At 56.6% G+C, this 25,774-nt stretch carries 22 protein-coding genes; 6 read left to right on the top strand and 16 right to left on the bottom strand.

Annotated features, from left to right (window positions below; translation table 11 throughout):
- Window positions 1–50: 50 nt before the first annotated feature.
- Window positions 51–689 carry a TetR/AcrR family transcriptional regulator gene (locus tag ACXKZG_RS13655; RefSeq protein WP_013201753.1) on the bottom strand — a complete coding sequence of 213 codons (639 nt, stop codon included), beginning with the start codon at window positions 687–689 and terminating at the stop codon, window positions 51–53.
- A gap of 88 nt (window positions 690–777) precedes the next feature.
- Here ACXKZG_RS13655 and ACXKZG_RS13650 point away from each other — a divergent pair, with 88 nt between their 5' ends.
- The gene (locus tag ACXKZG_RS13650; RefSeq protein ID WP_488875024.1) at window positions 778–1,779 is read left to right on the top strand and encodes an alpha/beta fold hydrolase; all 1,002 of its coding nucleotides are present in this window, start codon (window positions 778–780) and stop codon (window positions 1,777–1,779) included.
- A gap of 56 nt (window positions 1,780–1,835) precedes the next feature.
- On the opposite strand, the gene ACXKZG_RS13645 is transcribed toward ACXKZG_RS13650, so the two are convergent.
- The 3 genes from ACXKZG_RS13645 to ACXKZG_RS13635 all read right to left on the bottom strand — a co-directional run bounded on the left by ACXKZG_RS13645 (window position 1,836) and on the right by ACXKZG_RS13635 (window position 4,006).
- Window positions 1,836–2,261 (bottom strand): DUF3830 family protein, encoded by a 426-nt coding sequence (locus ACXKZG_RS13645; protein WP_013201755.1) that lies wholly within the window; start codon window positions 2,259–2,261, stop codon window positions 1,836–1,838.
- Window positions 2,262–2,277: 16 nt separating this feature from the next.
- Window positions 2,278–2,757: a cucumopine synthase-related protein gene (locus tag ACXKZG_RS13640; protein ID WP_013201756.1), complete on the bottom strand. Its 480-nt coding sequence runs from the start codon at window positions 2,755–2,757 to the stop codon at window positions 2,278–2,280.
- A 235-nt stretch (window positions 2,758–2,992) separates the two neighbouring features.
- Window positions 2,993–4,006, bottom strand: a complete 1,014-nt coding sequence (locus ACXKZG_RS13635) for a LacI family DNA-binding transcriptional regulator (RefSeq protein ID WP_488875023.1) — start codon at window positions 4,004–4,006, stop codon at window positions 2,993–2,995.
- Between the two features lie 260 nt (window positions 4,007–4,266).
- Between ACXKZG_RS13635 and ascF the strand changes: the two genes are divergently transcribed.
- Both ascF and ACXKZG_RS13625 read left to right on the top strand, forming a co-directional pair.
- A complete protein-coding gene (gene ascF, locus ACXKZG_RS13630; protein ID WP_488875022.1) occupies window positions 4,267–5,727 on the top strand; it encodes a PTS cellobiose/arbutin/salicin transporter subunit IIBC in 1,461 nt (486 codons plus the stop codon).
- A 14-nt stretch (window positions 5,728–5,741) separates the two neighbouring features.
- Complete coding sequence (locus tag ACXKZG_RS13625; protein WP_488875021.1) at window positions 5,742–7,172, top strand: 6-phospho-beta-glucosidase; 1,431 nt, start codon at window positions 5,742–5,744, stop codon at window positions 7,170–7,172.
- A 57-nt stretch (window positions 7,173–7,229) separates the two neighbouring features.
- Here the strand turns inward: ACXKZG_RS13625 and fumA are convergent, their stop codons facing one another.
- Together fumA and ACXKZG_RS13615 are read right to left on the bottom strand one after the other, a co-directional pair.
- Window positions 7,230–8,876, bottom strand: coding sequence for a class I fumarate hydratase FumA (gene fumA, locus ACXKZG_RS13620; RefSeq protein WP_346598409.1), 1,647 nt, complete (start codon window positions 8,874–8,876; stop codon window positions 7,230–7,232).
- A gap of 165 nt (window positions 8,877–9,041) precedes the next feature.
- Complete coding sequence (locus tag ACXKZG_RS13615) at window positions 9,042–10,553, bottom strand: anion permease (protein ID WP_053145431.1); 1,512 nt, start codon at window positions 10,551–10,553, stop codon at window positions 9,042–9,044.
- A 622-nt stretch (window positions 10,554–11,175) separates the two neighbouring features.
- On the opposite strand from ACXKZG_RS13615, the gene ACXKZG_RS13610 reads away from it, so the two are divergent.
- Entirely contained in the window at window positions 11,176–13,953 is a 2,778-nt protein-coding gene (locus tag ACXKZG_RS13610) for a flavocytochrome c (protein WP_488875020.1), read from the top strand.
- Between the two features lie 107 nt (window positions 13,954–14,060).
- Here ACXKZG_RS13610 and ACXKZG_RS13605 read toward each other — a convergent pair whose 3' ends face one another.
- From ACXKZG_RS13605 to ACXKZG_RS13575, 7 genes are all read right to left on the bottom strand, one after another.
- Window positions 14,061–15,134, bottom strand: coding sequence for a porin (locus tag ACXKZG_RS13605; protein ID WP_488875019.1), 1,074 nt, complete (start codon window positions 15,132–15,134; stop codon window positions 14,061–14,063).
- A 90-nt stretch (window positions 15,135–15,224) separates the two neighbouring features.
- On the bottom strand, window positions 15,225–15,881 hold the full coding sequence (locus tag ACXKZG_RS13600; protein WP_488875018.1) for a flavin reductase family protein: 657 nt from the start codon (window positions 15,879–15,881) through the stop codon (window positions 15,225–15,227).
- 1 nt (window position 15,882) lies between these two features.
- The gene (locus ACXKZG_RS13595; protein WP_488875017.1) at window positions 15,883–17,307 is read right to left on the bottom strand and encodes a M24 family metallopeptidase; all 1,425 of its coding nucleotides are present in this window, start codon (window positions 17,305–17,307) and stop codon (window positions 15,883–15,885) included.
- A 24-nt stretch (window positions 17,308–17,331) separates the two neighbouring features.
- Window positions 17,332–18,156, bottom strand: a complete 825-nt coding sequence (locus ACXKZG_RS13590) for an ABC transporter permease (RefSeq protein WP_134823921.1) — start codon at window positions 18,154–18,156, stop codon at window positions 17,332–17,334.
- Complete coding sequence (locus tag ACXKZG_RS13585; protein WP_134823922.1) at window positions 18,149–18,976, bottom strand: ABC transporter permease; 828 nt, start codon at window positions 18,974–18,976, stop codon at window positions 18,149–18,151. The genes ACXKZG_RS13590 and ACXKZG_RS13585 overlap by 8 nt, the downstream gene beginning before the upstream one ends.
- Window positions 18,977–18,985: 9 nt before the next feature.
- Window positions 18,986–20,035 carry an ABC transporter substrate-binding protein gene (locus ACXKZG_RS13580; RefSeq protein WP_134823923.1) on the bottom strand — a complete coding sequence of 350 codons (1,050 nt, stop codon included), beginning with the start codon at window positions 20,033–20,035 and terminating at the stop codon, window positions 18,986–18,988.
- Window positions 20,036–20,052: 17 nt separating this feature from the next.
- Window positions 20,053–21,165 (bottom strand): ABC transporter ATP-binding protein, encoded by a 1,113-nt coding sequence (locus ACXKZG_RS13575; RefSeq protein WP_488875016.1) that lies wholly within the window; start codon window positions 21,163–21,165, stop codon window positions 20,053–20,055.
- Window positions 21,166–21,685: 520 nt separating this feature from the next.
- Between ACXKZG_RS13575 and ACXKZG_RS13570 the strand changes: the two genes are divergently transcribed.
- Window positions 21,686–22,789 carry a sugar phosphate isomerase/epimerase family protein gene (locus ACXKZG_RS13570; RefSeq protein ID WP_488875015.1) on the top strand — a complete coding sequence of 368 codons (1,104 nt, stop codon included), beginning with the start codon at window positions 21,686–21,688 and terminating at the stop codon, window positions 22,787–22,789.
- Window positions 22,790–22,887: 98 nt separating this feature from the next.
- Complete coding sequence (locus tag ACXKZG_RS13565; RefSeq protein ID WP_488875014.1) at window positions 22,888–23,625, top strand: GntR family transcriptional regulator; 738 nt, start codon at window positions 22,888–22,890, stop codon at window positions 23,623–23,625.
- A gap of 61 nt (window positions 23,626–23,686) precedes the next feature.
- On the opposite strand, the gene ACXKZG_RS13560 is transcribed toward ACXKZG_RS13565, so the two are convergent.
- From ACXKZG_RS13560 to ACXKZG_RS13550, 3 genes are read right to left on the bottom strand one after another with little or no spacing between them, the layout of a single operon-like run.
- Window positions 23,687–24,175, bottom strand: a complete 489-nt coding sequence (locus ACXKZG_RS13560; protein ID WP_488875013.1) for a GNAT family N-acetyltransferase — start codon at window positions 24,173–24,175, stop codon at window positions 23,687–23,689.
- A gap of 29 nt (window positions 24,176–24,204) precedes the next feature.
- Window positions 24,205–25,137 carry a DMT family transporter gene (locus ACXKZG_RS13555; RefSeq protein WP_488875012.1) on the bottom strand — a complete coding sequence of 311 codons (933 nt, stop codon included), beginning with the start codon at window positions 25,135–25,137 and terminating at the stop codon, window positions 24,205–24,207.
- Window positions 25,137–25,724, bottom strand: coding sequence for a TetR/AcrR family transcriptional regulator (locus ACXKZG_RS13550; RefSeq protein ID WP_134823929.1), 588 nt, complete (start codon window positions 25,722–25,724; stop codon window positions 25,137–25,139). The genes ACXKZG_RS13555 and ACXKZG_RS13550 overlap by 1 nt, the downstream gene beginning before the upstream one ends.
- Window positions 25,725–25,774: the final 50 nt, after the last annotated feature.

The raw sequence follows: 25,774 nt of genomic DNA, 5'->3' as shown, positions 1-25,774 counted from the left end.
CGGGGGCGATCTGCCATTCGGCCGATCGCCCTCAGGCCATTAAGGCCTGATCAGACTGGCCGGGGTTCTAACTGCTCGAAGACAAAATTGCGCATCACCTGGATGGCCTGTTTGTATTTGAAGTTGGGGAACATCACGTTGCGGAACAGCACGCCATCAAGGAAGGTGGAGATCAGCATCGCCATATCGGCCGGATCCACTTCGCGGAAGGTGCCGGCAGCAATCCCCTGTTTGATGGTGTTTTTCAGGATCACCGACTCCTTCTCGTAAAAGGTCTTAATCGCTTTATCGATAGAAGGAATGCGGCCGTTGGTGCTGGAGTAGTCGAGGCTGATTTTTGCCAGCTTCTGCAACAGATGGAACTGAGAAATATGGATTTCAATCCATAAAAACAGAATGTCTTTGGGGCCGTTATCACTGCCAATCACGTTGTCGAATTTCTGGAAGGCATTGGTCACCGCGGTTTCGATCACCTTCACAAACAGATCTTCTTTCGAGCCAAAGTAATAATAAATCAGCGCGGAATTGAGGCCGGTGGCGGTGGCAATATCTTTGATTCTGACCGAAGAGTAGTTTTGATGGGCAAACAGTTCGAAGGCGGAAGATTGCAGCAGTTCAGCCACTTCGCTTTGGGATTTCTTGGCTTTTCTGCTGCCGGTCTCGCCGGTGGAGCGTGCTGCTTCCTTCATTCGTTGCCCCTTTGAGCCTGGCGTAAACCACACGTGTAATTAAGTTAACTGATTAATTAATCATATCATAGTCACGGAGAGAGTGGACATGAGCGAACGGAGATTTCATCCGCTGGGCAACCTGCCGTTGCAGCAGGGCGGCGTCCTCAACGACGCGATGATTGGCTGGCGCGCGTTTGGCGAACTGAACGCGGCCAGGGACAATGCCGTGGTGCTGTTTAGCTACTATACCGGCAGCGACGAAAGCTATTTGCCGTTGATTGGCACGGGCAAGGCGCTGGATCCGGCCCGCTGGTATATTGTGCTGATCAATATGTTCGGTAACGGTATCTCTACCTCGCCAGGTAACTCGCAAACGCAGCCAGGCAGCCAGTTTCCGCCGGTCACGCTGATTGATAATATTACGGCGCAGTACGATCTGTTGATCAATACGCTGGGGATTACGCAGATTGCCTTAGCCAGCGGCTGGTCGATGGGGGCTATGCAGGCCTGGCACTGGGCTGCCGCCTGGCCGGCGCGGGTGCGCAACCTGCTGGTGGTGTGCGGAACGGCGCGCTGCTGGCCGCTCAATCATCTGTTCCTCGACGGGGTAAAAGCCGCGCTACAGGCGGATGAAAGCTGGCAGGGCGGAAATTACCGTTCTCCGCCGCTGAAAGGGCTGGCCGCCTTTGGCCGGGTCTATGCCGGTTGGGCTTACTCGGCGCAGTTCTTCCGCGAGCACCTTTACCAACAGCTCGGCTTCGCCAGCCAGCAAGCGCTGTTGCAGTATTGGGAAAGCGATCATCAAAACTGGGATGCCAACGATTTGCTGGCGATGCTCTACAGTTGGCAGCAGGCCGACATCGGGCAGTTACCCGACTACCAGGGGGATTTTAGCGCGGCATTACAGGCGATTACGGCCAGAACCATCGTCATGCCGTGCGACACCGACAGCTATTTTACGCTGGAAGAGAGCCGGCTGGAGTGCGAGCAGGTTGGCGGTGAGTTCAGGCCGATCCATTCGCCGTTTGGACACTGTGCCGGCGCGCCGGGTCGGGTTGCGGAAGCGTCAATGCAGATTGAGCAGGCGATGCGCGATCTGTTGGGGTGAATTCGCGGCGCTGATTTTAAGCACGGATAAAGGGCCGGCGATCCCGGCCCGAAACCTTAACCAATAATACTGAGTTCCACCACCCGGCCCTGATCGAACCAGGTTTCCAGGCCGGTCACGCGCAGTTCCAGCGCACCTTCCACCACTTCACCAATATACGAAATTGGCAGCGGCTCATCGGCGGTATCATCGCCATACACCACGCAAAACTGCTGACGAGGGCTGTAATAACAGACCGCGCCGGTCACCTTGCCGTATTGCTCGCGGCGCAGTTTGCCGACGTCTTCGGTTTTATATTTGTTTTCCCACGGGGCGACGATCGGCATGGTGAAAAACACCATATCGCCAATCAACTTACCGTGCTGCAGGATGCTTTTCATCGGCAGCTTTTCGCGCAAAACGTTGCACAGATTCGGCACTTTATCGTCCCACACTTCAATCACGCAGACTTTCTCGTCCGCCACAGTCATTTGTAATTTCATCGTTGCTCCAGGCGTATCAGGCTTTGACGCGGCGGAAGCCGTCACCCAGCCCCCAGGGAAGAATAAAGTCGACCCACATATGCAGGCGGTTGGCCCAGGAGAGGGCCGCATGCGACAGGCGCACCAGCTCGTCCAGGCTCTGACATTCGGCCGCCACATGGACATAAGTGTGCAGCAGCTTTGCGGCATCCGGCAGGCTGACGAAGTCAAAGAAGTCGGCCTTGTAACCGATGATCTCGGTGATGATCATCTGCAGGGTTTTCAGATCTGCGCTGTCTGGATGGTCTTCCGCCACGCGGATCAGGCCCCATAACATCTCATCGGCCAGCGTGCGGGCTTCGCCTTCGGCAAAAATAATGGTGCTGAGATACTGCCCGCGCGCACCGGTGCCGCGTGGTACTTCACCGCGGCCAAGCGCCGCAATTTCAGCGGGCTGCTCAAACCAGATTTTCTCTCGCTGCTGATCGAAAAGCGCGATCGCGTCATCAACCGTCATAACTTTTCTCCTGTGGAGTGGTGTCGTTATAACCCTGCCCGAAATCTGGCACGGACCCGATTAATTAATCGAGTAATTAAATTTTGCAAAGTTTGTGCCAGAGCTGACTATAAATTAATCAGTTAATTAACAGTGGCTTGGCGGCAGGGAAAATAACAAGCAGGAACAGCGTGCTGTATGGCAGTGCGAATGCACCAAAACAGGCGGCGGCAGACCGGGAGCCCGCCGCCCGCCGCTAGCGGAAAGGTCCGTCAGCGACCGAATCCCGGACGATCATCTCGGAGAAAAAGGTGTTTTGCTTGGCTAAATAGCCGCCATCGAGCATCGAAATGATCTGGCCGATCACTTCGTTGACCATCTCTTTGACCGGATCTTTAACGCTCGACAGGGCCGGGATCAAATAGGCGGCGGTCGGGATGTCATCGAACCCCATTACCGACACCTGGGCAGGTACCGCCATGCCGGCCTGATTGAGTTTTTTCATCGCCCCGATCGCCATTTCATCGTTACTGGCCAGCAGGGCGCTAAAAATGGTTTCGTTTTTCAACAAGGTTTCCACCGCGGCCGCGCCGCTGGCGGGCGACCATTTCCCGCTCACGATCAGCTCGTCGCTGACCGGCAGGGCATGTTCCGCCAACGCCTGCTTATAGCCGGACAGGCGTTCCAGCGCGGTAGGGGAGTCCAGCGAGCCGGTGATAAAGGCAATCTGCCGGTGACCGCGTTCAATCAGATAACGGGTGGCATTAAAGCTGGCGCCTTTATGGTCGCAGGAGATGCAGTGACTCTGGTGCTGGCGCAGTTTACGGTTCACCACCATCAGCGGCTTATTGTCTTTATCGATCAGCCGGTCAAGCGCATCCACCGATAAAAAACGCGGATAGATGATGATCGCGTCACAGCGCAGATCGTGCAGGAAATCAATCGCTTCCAGCTCCTCCTGCGCGCTGTTTTTACCATCCACCAGCAATAGCTGGCGGCCGTTGGCATCGAGCTTTTTGGCCGCCTGCGAGATCAGTTCATTAAAGTAAGGGCCGTTATACAGGGTGTTGGTCACCACCAGGCCAATACACATTGATTTGCTGGTGGCCAGATTGCGTGCCAGCAAATTAGGCCGGTAACCGGCTTCTTCAATGGCCTTGTAGACCTGATCTTTGGTCTGCTGGCTGACGTAGCCTTTACCGGAAAGCACACGCGAAACCGTGGCCTTTGAGACGCCTGCTTTGGCTGCCACTTCCTGCATTGTTGACACAGGCCCCTCCTGGAAGAGTCAAAATGAAGCGTCATTCTACACATTCTGCAGACCACGCGATGAAATACCCGCTAATAACGATCGCTGTCACAAATTCAGATCGCCATTTAACAAATTGATTGAAGTTTAGTCCTGAGTTGAACATTCTCGTGTGAAACCGGTTACCTATTTTTCTCAGCGTTGCAGATTAACGGCCAACAAGAGACCGTGCTCCTGCAGCCTGAACGCCTAACCCTATGAATTCTGGAGAATAGTCCCTGATGGCCAAGAACTTTGCACCTCTGGCGCAGTCGATAGTCGCTGCGCTTGGCGGCGTGGACAATATCGCCGCCGTGACCCACTGCATGACCCGTTTACGCTTCGTGGTTGTTAATGCTGACCTGGTGGATACGGCGGTGTTGAAGTCACTGACCGGCGTGATGGGCGTGGTAAGCAACGACACCCAGTGCCAGGTGATCATTGGCAATAACGTCTCTCAGGCCTATGCCGAAGTGCAGAAACTGCTGCCCGCCGACGTCGCGGCAAAAGAGACCAGCCCAAGCCACACGAAATTCTCCTTTAAGCGCATTGGCGCGGGCATTCTCGATGCGCTGATCGGCACCATGTCACCGTTAATCCCGGCGATTATCGGCGGCTCGATGGTCAAGCTGCTGGCGATGATTCTGGAAATGTCCGGCGTCTTTACCAAAGCCGATCCGACGCTGGTGATCCTCAATGTTATCGGCGATGGCGCCTTCTTCTTCCTGCCGGTGATGGTTGCCGCTTCGGCGGCGGTTAAATTTAAAACCAACCTGTCGCTGGCCATCGCTATCGCCGGGGTGCTGGTGCATCCGGCCTTTATCGATTTGATGGCCAAGGCTGCCCAGGGGCAAAAAGTGGAGTTTATTGGCCTGTCGGTGACGGCGGTGAAATACACCTACACGGTGATCCCCGCACTGTGCATGACCTGGCTGCTGTCCTATATCGAACGCTGGGTGGATCGCATCACGCCGGTGGTCACCAAAAACTTCCTTAAGCCGATGCTGATTATGCTGATCGCCGCACCCATCGCCATCGTGCTGATTGGCCCGTTGGGCATCTGGATAGGTACCGGGATCTCTGCCGTGGTTTATACCGTGCACAGCTACCTTGGCTGGCTGTCGGTGGCGATCATGGGCGCGGCCTGGCCGCTGCTGGTGATGACCGGTATGCACCGCGTGTTTACCCCCACCATTATTCAGACCATTGCCGAAACCGGTAAAGAGGGCATGGTAATGCCGTCGGAAATCGGTGCCAACCTGTCGCTGGGCGGATCCTCACTGGCCGTCGCGTGGCGCACCAAAAACCCGGAGCTGCGCCAGACGGCGCTGGCTGCGGCGGCTTCCGCCATTGTGGCCGGTATTTCCGAACCCGCGCTGTACGGCGTGGCCCTGCGCCTTAAGCGCCCGCTGATTGCCTGTCTGATCAGTGGCTTTATCTGCGGCGCCGTGGCCGGAATTGGCGGCCTGGCCAGTCACTCAATGGCCTCGCCGGGCCTGTTCACCAGCGTGCAGTTCTTTGATCCCACCAATCCGATGAGCATTGTCTGGGTGGTCGGCGTGATGGTGCTGGCGGTGGTGGTCTCGTTTGTTACCACCTTACTGCTCGGCTTTGAGGATATCCCGGTTGACGCGCCGCGCACCGCACAGAGTAAGCAGGGTGATGCCGTACCAGCGGCGTCCCTTGCCGTAAAAACACCCTGATAGAGAGGAAAGTCATGTCAGCAACACAGTTTCCCGACGGTTTTTTATGGGGCGGCGCATTAGCCGCTAACCAGGCCGAAGGCGCAAGTTTTGAAGGTGGAAAAGGGCTGACGACGGTGGACGTCATCCCGCATGGCACGCATCGTCTGGCGGTCAAAGTCGGATTAGAAAAGCGCGTTGCGCTGCGTGAGGATGAGTTCTATCCCAGCCATCAGGCGATCGATTTTTACCATCGTTACAAAGACGATATCGCGCTGATGGCCGAGATGGGCTTCACCGTGTTCAGAACCTCCATCGCCTGGAGCCGCATCTATCCAAACGGTGACGAGCTGGTGCCCAATGAAGCCGGCATCGCCTTCTATCGCGATCTGTTTAATGAGTGCAAAAAACACAACATTGAACCGTTGGTGACGCTGTGCCATTTTGACGTGCCGATGCATCTGGTCACTGAATACGGCTCATGGCGTAACCGCAAGATGGTGGCGTTCTTCGCCCGTTACGCCCGCACCTGTTTTGAAGCTTTTGACGGGCTGGTGAAATACTGGCTGACCTTCAACGAGATCAACATCCTGCTGGCCAGCCCGTTCTCCGGTGCCGGACTGGTGTTTGAAGAAGGTGAAGACCCGGCGCAGGTCAAATATCAGGCCGCGCACCACGAGCTGGTGGCCAGCGCGCTGGCGACCAAAATCGCCCATGAAGTCAATGCGGAGAACCAGGTGGGCTGCATGCTGGCCGGCGGAAACTTCTACCCCCGGACCTGCAAGCCCGAGGACGTTTGGGCCGCGCTGGAGAAAGACCGCGAAAACCTGTTCTTTATTGATGTGCAGGCGCGCGGCGCGTATCCGTCCTATACCCGTCGTCTGTTCGCCGAGAAAGGCATTAGCGTCAAGATGGAAGAGGGTGACGGCGAGCTACTGAAAAATACCGTCGACTTCGTTTCCTTTAGCTATTACGCCTCACGCTGTGCCTCGGCTGATATGAACGAGAACAACAGCAGTGCCGCCAACGTGGTGAAATCGCTGAAAAACCCGCATATTCAGGTCAGCGACTGGGGCTGGGGCATCGATCCGCTCGGACTGCGTATCACCATGAATATGATGTATGACCGTTATCAGAAACCGCTGTTCCTGGTGGAAAACGGCCTCGGGGCCAAAGATGAGATTACCCCTGAGGGCGAGATCGTCGATGACTACCGCATCAGCTATCTGCGCGAGCACATTAAAGCGATGGGCGAAGCCATTGCCGATGGCATTCCGGTGATCGGCTATACCTCATGGGGCTGCATCGATTTGGTGTCGGCGTCCACCGGCGAAATGAGCAAGCGCTATGGCTTTGTCTATGTCGATCGTGACGACCAGGGGCAGGGAACGTTAGCGCGAACCCGCAAGAAATCCTTCTACTGGTATCAGAAAGTGATTGCCAGTAACGGTGCGGATTTGAGTTAGTTCAGGCAAAAAAAAGTGCCCTTGCTCTGGAAAGAGAAGGGCACCGGTCAGGCCAGCTTACTTAACGCATTTCGCGCACTGTTCCTGATGGATCTGCTGGAAGAAATCGTTGCCCTTGTCATCGACAAGAATAAAGGCCGGGAAGTTCTCCACTTCGATTTTCCAGATGGCTTCCATACCCAGTTCCGGGTACTCCACACACTCCAGGCTCTTGATACTCTGCTGCGCCAGCACCGCTGCCGGGCCGCCGATGCTGCCCAGGTAGAAGCCGCCGTGTTTCTGACAGGCATCGGTTACCTGCTGGCTGCGGTTGCCTTTCGCCAGCATAATCAGGCTGCCGCCCGCTTCCTGCAGCTGATCGACATACGAATCCATGCGGCCTGCGGTGGTCGGGCCCAATGAACCGGAAGCATGACCTTCAGGGGTTTTGGCCGGACCGGCGTAATACACCGGGTGATCTTTAATGTACTGCGGCAAACCTTCGCCGTTATCCAGACGCTCTTTCAGCTTGGCGTGGGCAATATCACGCGCCACGATAATGGTGCCGCTTAACGACAGGCGGGTTGAGACCGGATGCTGAGAAAGCTGATCGAGGATCTCTTTCATCGGACGGTTCAGGTCGATATGCAGTACGTCACCTTCGCCCTGCTCGCGCAGTTCCTCAGGGATATATTTGCCTGGGTTGTCTTCCAGCTTCTCAATCCAGATGCCTTTACGGTTGATCTTGGCTTTGATATTACGGTCTGCGGAGCAGGAGACGCCCATGCCCACCGGGCAGGACGCGCCGTGACGCGGCAGACGCACCACACGGATATCGTGCGCAAAATACTTACCGCCAAACTGCGCGCCAAGCCCCAGCTGCTGTGCGGCAACCAGTAACTCTTCTTCCAACTGCACATCGCGGAAGGCCTGACCGTGCTCGTTACCTTCGGTTGGCAGCCCGTCGTAATAGTGAGTGGACGCCAGTTTGACCGTCTTCAGGGTGCTTTCTGCCGAGGTGCCGCCAATGACAAAGGCGATATGGTATGGCGGGCAGGCAGCGGTGCCGAGGGTCAGCATTTTACCGATCAGGTAATCTTTCAGCTTCGCCGGACTCAGCAGGGCTTTGGTTTCCTGATAGAGATAGGTCTTGTTGGCTGAACCGCCGCCTTTGGCGATGCAGAGGAACTTGTATTCATCGCCATCAACGCTGTAGAGGTCGATCTGCGCCGGCAGGTTGGTGCCGGTATTGATTTCTTTATACATATCCAGCGCCACGGTCTGGGAGTAGCGCAGATTGTCTTGAATATAGGTGTTGTAGACGCCCTGGGATAACGCCGCTTCGTCACCGCCGCCGGTCCAGACGCGCTGGCCTTTCTTGCCGCTGATGATCGCGGTGCCGGTATCCTGGCAGGTTGGCAGAACGCCTTTCGCGGCGATCTCCGAGTTTCTCAGAAACTGTAACGCCACATAGCGGTCGTTTTGACTGGCTTCCGGGTCGGCCAGCACCGCAGCAACCTGCTGCTGGTGGGCAGGACGCAGCATAAAGGAGGCGTCATGGAAGGCCTGCTGCGCCATCACGGTCAGCGCTTGCGGGTCAACCTTCAACACTTCCTGACCATCGAACTCGGCAACGGAAACGTGATCCGCCGTCAGCAGGTAGTATTCGGTATCGTCAGCGGCGAGCGGGAAGGGATTTTGATAGTAGAAAGGTTTATTCGACATTTTTTTCTCACTTAATGACGCGTTGCTGCGTGAGCAACAGGCAATATCATTGGCGACAGCATCTTATTGGTTTTAGGCTTGCCGGCCCGCTAAGACCGGCAAGGGAAGAGATGATATAACAATTATTCAACATCTGCATGCTTCTGCGGCCGGGGCCGCAGCGGGTCAGAACATCATGACCATCCACGGATAACCAATCAGCATCAGGCCCGCCAGGAAGATGGCGCCGAAGATGGTGCCAAGGCGCCAGTAGTCTTTGGTTGGCAGGTAACCACTGCCGTAATAAATCGGGCTTGGACCGGTACCGTACGGGGTGATAATCCCCATCACACCCAGTGATGTCACCATCATCAGGCAGTAGACCGGCATATTGATGCCCGGAATGGCAGCGGCGATGGTCAGCATGGCCGGCAGCAGCGCGGTGGTATGCGCAGTGGTACTGGCGAACAGGTAGTGCAGCAGGAAGAAGGCCACCAGCAGCATCACCGCCGCCACCTGTGGGTCAATGCCGGTCAGCAGCTGACCGCCTTCTTTACCTAACCAGCCGATAAAGCCGACGCGTGCCAGACCATCCGCCAGCGCCACCAGGGTGGCAAACCAGGCGAAGGTGTTCCAGGCCGGTTTGTTGCTGGTAATGTCGTTCCAGTTCAGTACGCCGGTCCACAGCATCAGCACCACCACCAGCAGCGCGGCCATGGCCGGTTCAATCCAGGCGGTGGCAAAAATCCACATCAGCAGGGCGCTACAGACAAACACCAGCAGCAGAATTTCGTTGCGTGACAGTTTGCCCAGTTTCTCCAGCTCGCCTTTTGCCCATTTCGGCACTTCGTCATTGATTTTGACTTCCGGCGGGTAGAACCAGTAAGCCAGCAACGGCATGGTCAGAATCAGCAGCACGCCCAGCGGCAGGAAGGCGAGGAACCAGGTGCCCCAGGAGATTTCAAAACCGACGATGCTTTTCACCAGCGCCAGCGCCAGCAGGTTCGGAGCCAGGGCCGACAGGAACATCGAACTGGTGATACAGGCGGCGGTGATCGCTACCCACATCAGGTAAGAACCGATTTTGCGGGCGCTCGGGTCGTTCGGTTTAGAACCGTACAGCGGCGGCAGGTTGGCAATAATCGGGTAGATGGTGCCGCCGCTGCGCGCGGTGTTGGACGGGGTGAAGGGCGCCAGCAGTAAATCCGCGAAGGTAATGGCGTAACCCAGCGTCAGGCTGCGACGACCGAGATATTTCACCAGAATCAACGCCAGACGACGACCAAACTGGGTCTTGTCATAACCGGCGGCAAACATAAAGGCACCGAAGATCAGCCAGACGGTGGAATTACCGAAGCCGCTCACCGCCCATTTAAATGACTCGGTGGCCATTTTAAATTTCGGGTTGGCCAGTTCGGCCGGGCTGAATAATAGCCACTGGCTAAACAGGGCGATTACCACCACCCCGGTCAGGCCGATTACCGCACCCGGCAGAGGCTCAAAGATCAACCCGACGATGACACCGACGAAGATAGCAAAGAAGTGCCAGGCATAGGGTTCCAACCCGGCAGGCACTGGGGTCAGGAGTAGCAGCACGGCGACCAGCACCGGCAGGAACATCATAATCAGCCGTTTTTTTTGTCCCGCTGGGGCAGGAGGTGCCGCGACGGGTTCACTCAAAGTTGATGTCGTTTTCATAGTATTTGTCTGCAAGTTGTGGAGAATGCGATTTAACGCCCCGGTTTTTCTACAGCCACTTTTTTTAGTTTCTTAATCGTTACTTTAGCTATTTTACCGTGACATTTGAGTTAATTTCACTTCCTTATCTTACGTCTTCATATTTATATTAATGACAACGTGCGAATATAATGCGATTTACCCGTGACGCTAATTTTGATCTGGATCAATAAAATATTCTCGCCACCCTTAAATTAATATAAAAATGTAATTAATTTAATAAAACCCTGTTTTCTGTATAAAGTCGGTCACATCTTCGCTATCGCCTTGAACTTAAAGACAGTAGATTCAATTTCCTGAAAAATCCACCACGATTTTATGTGTCTGATTTTTATGGTTTTATTTGGTATGTTAATGAAGGGTTGATTTTTTACTACTAATGATTAACAATTGAAGTTGGTATTTGAAGCATGGCCATCAATTATCCAACTTCAGTTCGTTTAAAAGTTTTATAACTAAAATTAACGGTTATATAAGAAAAGAAATTGTTATATTAACTGCATCACATCGGACCACTTAATTAAATGGAAAGTAACGCGTCCGCGACAGAATTCAAAACTTTTAAATTTTGGAGTTGATCATAATGCATACTCTCACCCCGATCCTGAATCCCCTGACTCTGCCCAACGGCGCGGTGCTGAAAAACCGCCTGCTGATGGCACCGATGACCACCTGTACCGGATTTTACGATGGCACCGTGACCAGCGAGCTGGTGGAGTACTACCGTGACCGTGCAGGCAGCATTGGTACGGTGATCGTGGAATGCTGTTTTATCGATCCTAAAGGCCCGGCTTTCCCCGGCGCCATCGCTATCGACAGCGACAACAAAATTTCCGGTCTGAGCAAAATTGCCCATGCCATCAAGTCCAAAGGCTCGAAAGCGATCCTGCAGATTTACCACGGCGGCCGAATGGTTGAGCCTGAGCTGATTGGCGGCAGAACGCCGGTCGCGCCGAGTGCCATCGCCGCACCTCGTGAAGGGGCCACCACGCCGCAGGCGCTGACCGCGGAAGACGTGGAGGTGATGATCACCAAATTTGGTGATGCCGTTAACCGCGCAATCAAAGCCGGCTTCGACGGCGTGGAAATCCACGGCGCGAACACCTATCTGATCCAACAGTTCTACTCCCCGAACTCCAACCAGCGTGACGACAAGTGGGGCGGCAGCCGCGATAACCGCGCCCGTTTCCCGCTGGAAGTGTTGGAAATCACCCATAAAATGGCCGAACGCTTCGCGGATAATTCTTTTATTATCGGCTATCGCTTCTCGCCAGAAGAGCTGGAAGTTCCCGGCATTCGCTTCGATGACACCATGTACCTGCTGGAGAAGCTCGCCGCGCGTGGCCTGGATTACGTGCACTTCTCCGTCGGCCAGCTGCTGCGCTCATCCATCGTCGACCGTGAAGATCCGACGCCGCTGATCAGCAAATTTATCGCCATGCGCTCTGAAACCCTCGCCAAAGTGCCGGTGATTGGCGTCGGTGGCGTAGTGAATAAAGAAGATGCCGAAAGCGCGCTGGAACATGGCTTTGACCTGGTGGCGATCGGTAAGGCCTGCATCGCCTATCCCGACTGGGCCGATCGCATTACCAACAACGAACACCTTGAACTCTATATCGACAGCAACAAACGTGAAGCGCTGAACATTCCTGAGCCGCTGTGGCGCTTCTCGCTGGTCGACGCGATGATCCGCGATACCAGCACCACCGGCCGCAAATACAAAGCCGGCGTCTATCAGGAAAAAGTGGAAGCGGAAGCGCTGAAGCTGAAAATCAACGTCACGCTGGATACCGACCGTATTACCGACATCATTCTGGTGCCGGATGACACACTGGACGTGGACTTCACCACCACCTTTGAGAGCCTGCGCAGCCGCATCCTGGTCGCCAACAGCCCGCACGTGGACGCCATCACCGGCGCGACCACCCAGAGTGAAGCGCTGAAAAAAGCCGTTTCCCGCGCGCTGGCCACTTCCAGTAAAGAGCACGTGATTGAGGAAGGCGGCAACCCGGCGGCACCGGTGAATTACGATGTGGTGGTGATCGGCAGCGGTGGCGCAGGCCTGGCCGCCGCCATTCAGGCCAGCGACGACGGCGCTCACGTAGTGATCATCGAGAAGATGCCCACCATCGGCGGCAACACCATCAAGGCGTCAGTCGGGATGAACGCGGCAGAAACCCGCTTCCAGAAACTGAAAGGCATCGAGGACAGCAAAGACCTGTTCTATGACGAAACGCTGAAGGGTGGCAAATTCAAAAACAATCCGGTGTTGCTGAGAGAGTTCGTTGAGCTGGCGCCAGAAGCGATTGAATGGCTGGCGGCCAAGGAAATTGAGCTGTGCGATATCACCATCACCGGCGGCATGAGCATTGACCGTACGCACCGTCCGGCTGACCGGTCTGCGGTTGGCGGCTTCCTGATCAGCGGCCTGGTGAAAAACATCAACAAGCGCGATATCGAAGTGCTGCTGGAAACCTCCGTGGCGGACATTCTGGTTGAGAACGGTGTGGTTAAAGGCGTGAAGGTGGTCGATGAATACAACGACACCCGCATCCTGAATGCCAAAAGCGTGATTGTCGCGACCGGCGGCTTCAGCGCCAACCGCGAGATGGTGGTGAAATACCGTCCTGAACTGGATGGCTTCGTCACTACCAACCATGCCGGCGCCACCGGCAGCGGTATCGCCATGCTGCAGAAAATCGGTGCCGATACCGTGGATATGGGCGAGATCCAAATCCACCCAACCGTGGAGCAGACCACCTCCTACCTGATTTCCGAAGCCATTCGTGGTGGTGGGGCGATTCTGGTGAGCCAGGCGGGCAAACGCTTCTTTAATGAGATGGAAACCCGCGACAAAGTCTCCGCCGAAATCATCGCCTTGCCGGAGAAAAGTGCCTGGGTGATCTTCGATGAGCAGGTTCGCCTGAATAACAAAGCGGCCGACGAGTATATCGCCAAGGGCTTTGTGATCAGCGCACCGTCACCGCAGGAGCTGGCGATTAAGCTGAACATGGATCTCCATGCGCTGCTGGCGACGCTGGAACGCTACAACCTGTTTGTTGAAAAACAGGATGATGAAGACTTTGGCCGTAAAACCGCGCTGCGTCATCCACTGAATCAGGGACCGTTCTACGCTATCCGCATTGCCCCAGGGGTTCACCACACCATGGGTGGCGTGACCATCAATCCGGACACCGCGGTGCTGGATGCGCAGAAACAGGTGATAGAAGGTGCCTGGGCGGCGGGTGAGGTGGTTGGCGGTATCCACGGTGCAAACCGTATCGGCGGTAACGCCGTGGCCGATATCATTATCTTCGGTATCCTGGCCGGTAAAAACGCGGCGGCGCTGGCACGACGCTAAAGCAACAATGGGGTCACGCTCTCCGGCCATTTCCAGGCACGGGACGTGACCCCCTCTTATTGCGTGAATACGCTTATCAGAACGATGAATTAAACCCTTTCCGCAGCTTAGAATTGATACGCAATCCCCAGTGCCATCACATCATCCGTGGCTAACCCCAGCGGATTGTCATTTTTCAGCAGGTTTATTTTATATTCTGCAAACACCACCATATTCTTATTGAAGTAATAATACGCGCCCGGTGCGATATAGTTAATAATATCCGTGTCACCAATCCCCTCAATATCTTCAGCCCGGGAGAATATCCAGGCCAGAGACGGGCGGAAACCATTGGTGAACTGATATTGTGCCACCGCCTCAATATTTTGCGCTTTATTGGCAAACCCGCCGCTAATCGGCGTGGCGTTCAGCGTTTCATCATAGTCAGCGGCAAGATAGATACTGTTGGCGTCGTATTTTACCCCGGCTGCCCAGTGCTGTGCTTTCTCGCCGTTACCGCGGCTCATGCTGTTCTGTTCCTCGGTGCGATCCAGGCTGGCGAAGGATCCCACCAGGCTGACGCCCGAGCCAAAATCATAGGTGGCCGACAGTGCAAAGCCGTCGCCGTTAGAGCGGGTGATGGCATCACTGTCGCCGGCGCGTTCGTTTTTGCCCTGATACTGCGCGGCAACGTTAAGCCCACTGAGCAAGCCGAAGAAGCCGTTGTTACGCCAGGTGAGTAATCCGGCGGAACGTCCCACCAGGAACACGTCGTTATAGTCGGAGTCGCTGCCGAAATATGGCAGCATATCCGTATAGCTCATCACGTCATACACCAGGCCAAAGTTACGGCCATAGTCAATGGAGCCCCACTGGCCATACTTTAATCCGGCGTAGCCCAGGCGGGTGGCGTTGCCGTTTTGCGCATCGCTGCCTTCGGAATTATGCAGGCTGTATTGATATGACCAGGTGCCATAGCCGGTGAGCTGGTTGGATATTTGCGTTTCGCCGTAAAACCCACCCTGGAGATTTGATGAAGCGTCGCCATCGTTATTCGCATCGTTGGAAATAACGTGCGAGGTTTTAATACGTCCGGTCAAATCAAGTCTGTTTCCGTCTTTATTATAGATCTCAGCTCCGTGTGCCGGGCACAGGAAAGCCAACAGTGGCATGGCTGCCATTGCAAGAGAACGCTTCATCATTTTATAAACCCTGTTTAATGTTGTTTTTATTTCCCCCCTTAAGGGGGGTATTTACTGATAAGAGAATCCCTGTCTTTTATTACGGTAAACTTATTTAGTGAGCTGGCGTGCCTCCCATTGTTCTTTAGTTAATGTTTTTACGTCAAACTGATCGCGGGTGCGGCAGTAGGTATTACCGCCCATGCGGCCCACGGCATCCATCAGCTGCTGATCGATATGCATATTCTCAGGATTGACCGCATCGCTGCGGATATACACGCCGACCACTTCGCCTAAAATGATCTCGCGCGCGGCGCCAACCTGCAGCGTGGTATGACGGCGGCACTCCAGCGCGGCCGGTGCGGACAGAATGCGCGGGCTGCGCACCATTTTTCCGGGCGTGGTATTCAGCCCGGCGGTCTCCAGCTCATCCACCTCGGGGCCGAACTTAATGGCGCAGATCTCCATCTGACTGACCAGCGCATCGTCAACGATATGCACGGTGAACTCGCCGGTTTCACGAATATTGCGCGCGGTGTCCTTGAAGCGCATATCGTCATAGTTCTCGACGCCAATCGCCACAATCGCCGGATCGTGGGTCAGCACGTTGAAAAAGCTGAATGGACCGGCGTTTGGCACGCCATCCTTGCTGAGCGTGGTGACCAGCGCGATCGGGCGCGGGATCACGGTGCCAATCAAGATCTTGTAGCGTTCGCGCTCGGTTAAGTCGGCGAAATCAAAAAAGGTGTGCGGGACGGCGGGATTCATTTCAGGCTCCAGAGCGAATGCGGTGAGTTTCTAACGGCGTATGGCGGCTGAGGTTCTCAAAGCCGTCACGGGTCACGACGTAGCAGTCGCCAATGTTGCAGCCGGCAGAGAGCGGTTCCAGCCACTGGGTGTGCAGCACAAACACCATGCCTTCTTCCAGCCGGTCGTAGTTGTGCGATGAAATATTGAAGCTGTTCTGACCGCCGGCCATGCCGACCGAATGGCCGAGATTGGGGTTATGCGGACCGTGCGTGGCCGGATAGACATGCATCAGCTTGCGGCCCTGAGCTTCCCAGTCGATATCCTTGACGTACTGCTGCGGGATCAGTCGTGCGCCGCCATCCGGCATCGGCGACCAGTTGTACGGCATGGTGCGCGCTTCCGGCGAGGCGAGCAGGCCCTGTTCGATCATCGACTCAAAGGCGGCGTTATTGATATCGCGCATCAGCGCACCGGGTTTGATCAGCCGCTCTGCGCGCTTTACGCCGTCGGTGCAGGCTGCCAGCACTTTTTCCTGACGCTCGGTGATCTCGCCTACCGCGATCATCCGCGCGGTTTGCGCGGTGTAGCCGCGCCAGGTGACGTTGGAGATATACAGATTGATCAAATCCCCCGGACGCACCACGTGACCGTACGGCTTGCCGCAGTGGGTGCCGAATTCATTGATGCCAATCTGATAGCCGTCGCCGGTCTCGCCGCCAAAGGCCATCTGCGCGGCGGTGAAGGCGGCGAAGATTTCGTGGTCGGTCACGCCGGGCCTGGCGACATGGTAGGCCGCCTGGGTACCGATACTGATCAGCTGCGCCGCGGCGCGGAACATCTCGATTTCACGCGGTGAACGCACCTTCTGCAGGCGGTCGAGGATCGGGTTGTCGGCAACAAATTTAGCCCCCGGCAGCATCGATTCCAGTCCGGCCCAGAAGGTCAGGGCGGTGCGATCGCCGAGGAGGCCGATCTGCGCTTTCTTCAGGCCCAGACCGGTCAGGATTTCGGCACATTTCTCGGCGGTTTTTACCACCGAATCACCCGGACGATCCGAATATTCGCGGCCAATCGGCCCAATTTGCCAGATATCGTTGACCAGCAAAGGCTCACCCGCAGGCGGCAGCAGCACCGACTGGGTGAAGAATGACAGCAGCGTCAGCGGTTTGTCGGCGTCGGTGGGGATAATTAATACCCCTTCACGCATCCAGTCACACAGGTAGCGCAAATAGTAGTTAGAGGCATGGAACCAGCCGACGCTGCCAGCATGCACCACCAGCGCATCGTGTCCGGCCTCCACCGCGGCACGGCGGACGCGGCGTAAACGTTCCTCAAACTCGTCCAGCGGCAGCGGCAGCGGCGCTGAGAATTCAAAATCGGGCTGAAAATCAGCCAGCAGCGCGCCAATACGATAGCCTGCGGCCGGGTTGCCTTGCATGGTCATAATCATTCCTTTTTGTTCAGTAAATTAAGGGTTCTGCGGGCGCGGGGCCAGCACGCGGCGGGCCACCAGCAGGCCCAGCAGCGTAATGGCGATCAGGATCCCGGAGATGGCGGCAACGCGCACATCCAGCGACTCTTCAATCAGCGCAAACATACGCAGCGGCAGAACCGTGGTACTGGCATCGGCCAGGAACAGCGTGACGGTGACGTTATCCAGCGACTGGATAAACACCAGAAACGCGCCGGCGAGGATGCCCGGCATCAGCAGCGGCAGGATCACCCGCCGCAAGGTCATAAACCAGCTGGCACCCATGGTGGTGGAGGCTTCGGCCAGCGACGGATTCAGCCCCTGCGCCACCACCGACGCGGCGCGGTACATCAACGGACCAAACACCACCACGTGTCCCAGCACCGTCAGCCACAGCGACGGCGCGAAGCCAAAGAAGTTGGCGACAATCAGCGCCGCCAGCCCGTACACCAGGCTTGGCAACACCAGCGGCGCCAGCAGCAGCGGCTCGATGGCATTGACGCTTTTACGCTTCATCCGCGTCATGCCGATGGTGGCGGGCACCGCAAACAGCAGCGATCCCAGCACCGCCCATCCGGCAATTTTCAGCGAGTTCCAGGCGGCGATATGCTCAGTCCCGGAGCGCACCGGATCCAGCAGCGCTTCATACCAGCGCAGGGAGAAGCCTTCCGGCGGGTACTTCAGCGTCTGCCCGGCGGTAAACGACATCATGATGGCGATGACGATCGGCGCGACCAGATAAATCAGGCACAGGGTGCCGAAGCCATAGACGAACAGCGTGTAAAGCCAGCCAGGGATTGGGTTTTCTCGGTGATCAGACATGGCCGCTCAGCCTCCTGTGACGTGAAATCATGGTCAGTGCCACCAGCAGACAGCCGGTCGACACCAGCAGTACCACCGCGATAGCGGACGCCAGTGGCCAGTCAAACAGCGTGCCGACTTCGCGATAAATCAGCTGTGGCACATAAACATTACGCGCGCCGCCAATCACGGACTGAGTGACAAACGAGCTGCTGGTGCTGGCAAACACCAGGATCCAGCCGGCCAGCAGCCCCGGCAGCATCAGCGGCAGCAGCACGGTAAACAGAATGCGCCAGGGTCCGGCGCCCGACACCTGTCCGGCCTCGGTCAGTGAGTAAGGGGTACGGGTCAGAATGGCAATCAGCGGCAGAATAATCAGCGGCAGATCGATCTGGCACATCGCCATCACCAGCCCGGTTTCGGTGAACATCAGGCTGGTGGGCATGCCGGTGATGCCCAGCGCCATCAGCGCATCGCTGATCGGCCCCTGGCGACCAAGAATAACAATCCACGCAAAGGTTCTGACCACGTTGCTGGTGAGCATCGGGACAAGCGTCAGGAAAATGACCATCTGCCGCACGGTTCTCCCGCTGTGCCAGTACAGCAGCGCAATGGGAATGCCCAGCAGGGTGGTGCCGATCACTGTTTCAATCCCCAGTCGCGCCGTGTTGATCAGCACGTGGAAGTTGAAGGCGTCACCAAAAAAGCGGAAATAGTGATCCAGCGTAATGCCACTTTTTGAGAAAAAACTAAACCCGACTAAAACAGCGAGCGGCGTTGCGAAGAACGCCACGGAAAGCAGTAGCATGGGCAGGACATACGGAAAGCCGCTCTGTTTCATAACCTCACCTTATCCCGCTACGAGGGTGTCGAACTCGCGGATCCACGCATCGCGATTCTGATTAATTGCCGCCCAGTCCGGGTAGACCAGCTTCGGCAGCTCGGCGCGGGTGACGTAGGCCGAAATGGATGGCGTCAGCTCAACCTCTTTGTTGGTTGGGAACATTTCCGCCGGCGGCATCTTGAACTGATCCTGTGCGGCTTTTGAAATGGCGGCATCCATATAGGCATACACGGCGTCGGCATTTTTAGTGCCTTTGGTCATATGGATATTGACCGGTGCCGCCGGTGAGCCGGTGACGGGGTGGACAAATTCGGCCTTCATCCCGAGGCTTTTCAGGCGGGCAACGTTGCTGGTGCTGCACATAAACACCGCGATTTCCTGCTGCTGGAACAGGGTCATCTGATGGTTGGTGCTGTCGACAATGCTGGCAAACTGCTCAGGATGTTCCTTAAACAGCTTGAACACCGCTGCCATATCATTCGGACCGGTGCCGTAAATTTTGGCAATTTCGGTATAGGCCATCACCGCCGTGTTAGAGGCGAAACCGGTCCAGGAGACCAGCCCCTTATATTTTGGATTGGTAAACAGGTCGGCATAACCGGCGGGACGCGGAACCATCTCCGGGTTATAGGCGATACCGTTCACTTCCACGGTGACGGTTGGGCCATATTCGCCCTGGAAACTTTTGTCCAGCAGGTTCCAGTTCTTCAGCCGTGACGGGTCGATCTTCTGGATCAAATCGTTTTTAACCGCAATATCCATCTGGCCTGGCGACATCAGCAGCGCGTCATACGGTGGATTGCCGGGGCTGGCCATTACTTTTGCCAGCTGATCCTGCGCCATGGCCGGGGCGATGGTCAGGCCAAAACCCGATTTGCTCATGATCGGGGTCAGCACGTTGCGATAGGCATCTTCCCAGTTACCGGGAAAGGTGGCGGCAACCGCAGTCTGCTGGCCCGCAGCCAACGCCCGAAATGACAGCGGCAGCAGGGAAGTGGCCGCTGCGCCCGCGATAAGCTGACCGAACCGACGACGACTGATTTCAAAGTCTTTCATGTTGTTCACTCCTGGTGTTAACTAACGGGTTGCGGTTCAGCCGGGAAGGCGTGACAGCGAGTGGTATCGATTTCAGCAAACAGCGGAGAACCGGGAAGCGGTATAGCCGTACCGGGGCCACGCACCTGCGAGGCACGCAAACCGGTACCGCAGCCCAGTGACAGGTCGTGAACCAGCACCGGGCCCAATGGCACCGACACGGTCAAGGTCACCGGATGGCGGTTGTCGCCGGGGTGTTCGGTCAGTTGCACCTCTTCAGGACGGAAGGTAATTACCACCCTGGAACCGAGGGTAAAATTGAGCCGGCGCGGCAGACGCAGAAATTTGTTATCCGCCAGGCCAATCACCGTGCTGTCACCCTCAAAGCGCAGCACTTCGCCCGGCAGCTGGTTGGTCTGGCCGATAAAGGTATTCACAAACAGCGATTTCGGGCGATCGTAAACCGCCATCGGCGTATCAATCTGTTCAACGTTGCCCTTATTCATCAGCACCAGACGGTTCGCCAGGCTTTGCGCCTCCTCCTGATCGTGGGTCACGATCAGCGTGGTGATGCCCAGGCTCTTTTGCAGATGCAGCAGCTCAACCTGAAGATCGAAGCGCAGCGCGCGGTCAAGCGCACCGAAAGGCTCATCCAGCAGCAACAGGGATGGACGCCCGGCAATGGCACGGGCAACCGCAACGCGCTGCTGCTGGCCACCCGACAGTTCACGCGGCAGGCGGTTGGCGTACTCACCGAGCCGCACCAGCTCCAGCATCTCCATCACGCGCGCCTTGCGTTCAGCGCGGGGCACCTGCTGGCAGGCCAGCGGATAGGCAATGTTCTCGGCCACCGTCAGATGCGGGAACAGCGCATAGTTCTGGAAAACCATGCCAATGCCGCGCGCCCTGGCCGACACGGCCGCGAGGTTCTGGTTTCCCAGCTCAATCTTTCCGGCTTTGGGCTGAATCAGCCCGGCGATGGCGCGCAGCACGGTCGATTTCCCGCAGCCGCTCGGGCCGAGTAATGCCACGATTTCGCCGGGTTCAATGGTGAAGGCAATGTCGCTGATCGCATTATTGCCGCCGTAGCTATGGGTAAGACCCTGAACGCTGAGCCGCTTGCGTTCTGATGTTTTAGGCATAGTTGACATAGTGCTTCCCTGGTGCTGAGACGCTAAATAAAGAACCGAGATGACAGGAAAATTGCAAGCGACATGCCAACCACGCGTTACGCGGCGGAATAAATCCTAATCTTATGATTTAAATGATTATTATTTTCGAAATTACGTTCGTAAATATATGCGAAACTATGTAATACGAAATATTCTACAGTTTTTGACAATGAAAGGTCACTTTTTTGGTGCAGAAGTTTCATCAAAATGGTGCAGATTCGCCCAGGAAACGGCACAAAGGCAGGGGCAAAGTTGAGGGTAAGCAGGGGGATTCAGGACGCGTATCGGCTATCAAGCCTTGTGCAGCAAGGACTGACGGCGCATAGCCAGTCAAGATCGGTTTGTTTGGTGATTAATTTTTATTTTTGTATAATGTAGATTCGAAACTTTATTATTAAATTTTTTATATTGTTAATCAGTGAGTTACTCCCGATGCGTTTATGCCTGGCATACCGCTTGCACAGCAAATCAGACAGTACCCAATAAAGGAATTCCCCTGATGAGATTAGGCATTGATGGTTTAAAGCTACCGGAAGTTAAAAAACGCGGGCCGCTGGCGAGCCTCGACCACGTTAAAGAGCTGGGCCTGGACGGCGTTTTCTTCAGCACCCTGCTGGATATGAGCCCCACGCTGGATGCCGGCGAGCTGCGGGCGATCCGCGACAAGGCCGACAGCCTCGGCCTGTATCTCGAAAGTGGCCTCGGCAAAATCAACCCTTATTGCAGCGCCGAGTCCCCGGAGCTGCGCGATATCGGCAACGGTGACATCATCGCCGGCTTAACCCGGATGATTGAGGCCGGTGCGGCCATTGGCTGCAAAGAGCTGTGGGTGTCGCCGGGCAATTTCAAACCGGCTTACCCTGGCCGACTGGCGGTCGATCGTTTTCGCACCGACGTGAGCTGGGACGATCAGCTGCTGGCGATGGAAAAGGTGCTGCGCAAGCTGGCGCCGGCGGCTCGCGCCAACGGCGTGCATATGAATATCGAAACCCATGACGAGATCACCTCATTTGAGATCCTACGCTTAATCGACGCGGTGGGTGAGGATTGCGTCGGCGTGGTGCTGGATACCGCCAATATGCTGCAACGTGCGGAACATCCGGTCTGGGCCGCGCGCCGTCTGGCGCCGTGGGTGCGGCAGACGCATATCAAAGATGCCTATATTGGCCGGGCGCCCGGCGGCCTGGATTTCCAGCCGCGTCCGTGCGGCAGCGGCATCGTCGACTTTTCCGCCATCTTGGCGCTGCTGGCGCAGGCCAACCCGCAGGTTAACCTGTCGCTGGAAATTGCGCAGTCCTCGGATGATAAGCCGCGTAAGGCCAATCCGCGCCAGTGCATCCAGATTAACGATCCGCTGTGGCGCGCCGGCCATCCTGATTTAACGCCGGAAGAGCTGGAGGCCTATATGGCGATGCTGGACGCTTATGAGCTGCGCGTGCAGGCAGGCGAAGTGGCCGGCTGGGAAGGCTATGAGTCGGCCAACTACGGTTATCCCACCTATCAGCATCAGCCTTACGGTTACCGCCAGGCCGTCAGCGCCATCCGCAGCTCTGCCGACCATATCCGGTCTCTCTGTGCGGAACAGGGCATCATCTTAAATTGAGACGTTGCGCAGGGATTGTATTACGGAGATAGTAGGTGGCGGTGGGTCTGAAGACCAAATGCGGTGGGTGTGCTCATCGCAAGATTAGGGAGAAAAGCATGAAAACTACGCGCAGCCGGGGCGCAGCGGCAGCCGGAAAAGAGGCCGCGACGGGCGACGTTGCTGATGATGTGTCCGAGCGCATTCGTATCACGCTGGCCAGCGCCATCGGTGAGGGCGCGCTGAAACCGGGCAGTAAAATCCTGGAAGAAGCGATTGCCGAGCACTTTGGCGTCAGCCGCACCGTGGTGCGCGGCGCGCTGGGCGTGCTGGAAAGCGATCACCTGCTGGAAAGAAAGCGCAATCGCGGGACCTTCGTTGCCGAGCCGGGGATCCAGGAAGCGCGAAGCCTGTTTGAAGCGCGTCGCAAGCTGGAAGGCATTCTGCTGGAGCTGGTAACGCAGCGGGCCACCAAGGACCAGCTGGAATTTCTGGAAAAGCTCACCGATGAGGAGGAGCATATCCATCAGCACGGCGATGAAAAATCGAAAACCGTGCTGTCCGGCAAATTCCATCTGGTACTGGCGGACATGGCCGGCAATTCGGTGCTGACGGAAATGCTGTCAAAAATCGTGGCGCGCCTGTCGCTGGTGATGGCGCTGTATGAAGAGAAGCACACCGACGACTGCGGTGCCGATCATCACCGGATGATTGTCACTGCGCTGAAAGCGAAAGATCTGGCTAAGGCGCAGCAGCTGATGGACCATCATCTTGCCGATATTGAAGGCCGTGTCCACCTGACCGAAGGGCAGGGCGATCGGCACTCCTTTATCTCGGTGCTGGAGAATTTCTCCTGAGCGAAATTAAGCCTGCCAACCTCGTTGGCAGGTATCCCACTCATCAATAAATTTATGCCGTTCACAGGTGCAGGGCATAAAACCGCGTATCGACCGCCATTAAAGGGAATGTTGAGGGCAAATCATGCTGGCTGACCAGGCTGAAACCGTGCTTTTCATAAAAGGCATGCGCCGCCAGAAACCTGTCGGTGGTACCGAGATAAATCGTTTTGATCCCGCGCTGTTTAGCGGTTTCAATCAGCAGCGCCAGCATCTGGCGGGCAACCCCCAGTTCACGTCCTCGCCAGGCGGCGGCCACGAACATCTTGCGTAACGCTGCCTGATTGTTACCGATGTCTTTCAGACCAATGGTGCCAACCACAGCGTCCGCCATCCGTGCTACCCAAAAGTCACCGCTGCCACCCTGGTAAAATGACGGGATTTGCATCAGGTCGGGCTGATCCTCAGCGGAAATGTCGATGCCGAACTCCTCACGCTGGATATGCAAAATCAGTGGGATTAACCCGCGCTCATCACCCGGCGCATAGCGCGCAATACGCAATTGTTCCATTCAGTTACCTTCACCTGTTGGTTATCGCCTCAGACCCTTTCCGATCGGCGTCTGCCCGCAGGGAAGCGTAGCATGCTTAACGGCAGGGTGATCACCGCCAGGCTGGCGACGATCAGCGCCACGCCAGCCCATCCATAAGACGGCAGCCTTTCCCCGACCAGCACCACTGCCAGCAATGCGGCAACCACCGGTTCCAGCAGGGTGATGGTGGTGGCCATGCTGGCGGGAATGCGCGCCAGCCCGTAGCCATAGCAGACGTAACCGATAAACATCGGCACCAGCGCCATATATATCCCGACCGCAGCATTATTCCAGGCGGCCAGCAGCGGCGCGCCGGTCAGCAGCAATACCGGCATCAGCAGCAGACCCCCGGCACCAAATGTGGCACCCATCGCCGCGCGGGGCAGCACGCCGCACTGCATTAACCGCCTCGCTGACCACGAATACAGGGCATAGGTAAAGCCGGCCAGCAGTCCCAGGGCGATGCCCGCCATGGCGTAGCCGTTGCCGGCACCGTGCCCGCCGCTTTCCGCCATGCACAGCAAGGCCATGCCGGCCACGCCAACCAAGGCGCCGATCGCCCACTGCTTTGTCAGGCGCAGTCCGTCAAGACGGGTTTCGATCAGCGCCGAGAGCAGGGGCGCAGAGCCGATGGAGATCACCGTGCCGACCGTCACCCCGGCATAGCGCATCGAGGTATAGAAGGCGAGGGGATAGACCGCGACCGCGAGGGCACCGGTCAACAGAAAAGGCCAGTGTCGGGCTATCAGGCGGCGCTGACGAATAATCGTGGTCGCAGCAATCAGCGCCTGCAACAGTCCGCCAATCCCCATTGCCACCGCGCCCACCGCCAGCGGGCTCAGCCCTGGGGCATAGGTGGCGGCGGTGCCGGTGGTGCCCCACAGGATCGCCGCAATCAGCACGCCCGCCGTGCCGCCCAGTCGTTGTCCGGATGACAGCATTAACAGGCCTCCATCATTTTGCCCGCCATGGCGGCGGCCTGGGTAACGCAGTCACTGCGGCCTTCCAGCCCGGCGCGTGAGATACTGCCTTCCAGCAGAAAGGCAAAATGCCGGGCCATTTCACCGGCAGCACCGGCGTCTCCGCCGAGCAAATCGCTCAGATGCGCGGTCAGAATGGCCTCGACCTCTTCCTTGTGTTCACGCACCGCCTGACGTCCCGGCGATCCGGCCGGCAGCTCGGCCGCCGCGTTCAGCAGCCCGCAGCCGCGAAAGCCATTTTCATAGGCAAATTCGGCGTGATCCTCATAGGCAGCAAACACCGCCAGCACCCGATCGCGCGGGGTGATGGCGCTGGCCACCCGGTTTTTGTACAGCGAAAGCCACTCGTCATGACGCACCCGGAGGTAGGTGGCCACCAGCTCATCTTTTGAGGCGAAGTTGTTGTACAGGCTCTTTTTAGCCACCCCAGCCCGCTTGATGATGGCATCAATGCCGGTGCCGTTGACGCCATGGTTATAAAACAGGACGCGTGCCGCGTTGAGCAGCTTTTCATAGGCGGATTCAGAACCCACAGGCAGGCCAGCCATAAGTCACCTCGTGAATAAGAGTAGGTAGACCAGTCTACCTACTCTGCGCG

The sequence above is a fragment of the Erwinia sp. 2186 genome, from assembly GCF_057812255.1.
The sequence above is the reverse complement of the archived record's forward strand: the minus strand, read 5'-3'. Positions and strand labels throughout refer to the sequence as shown.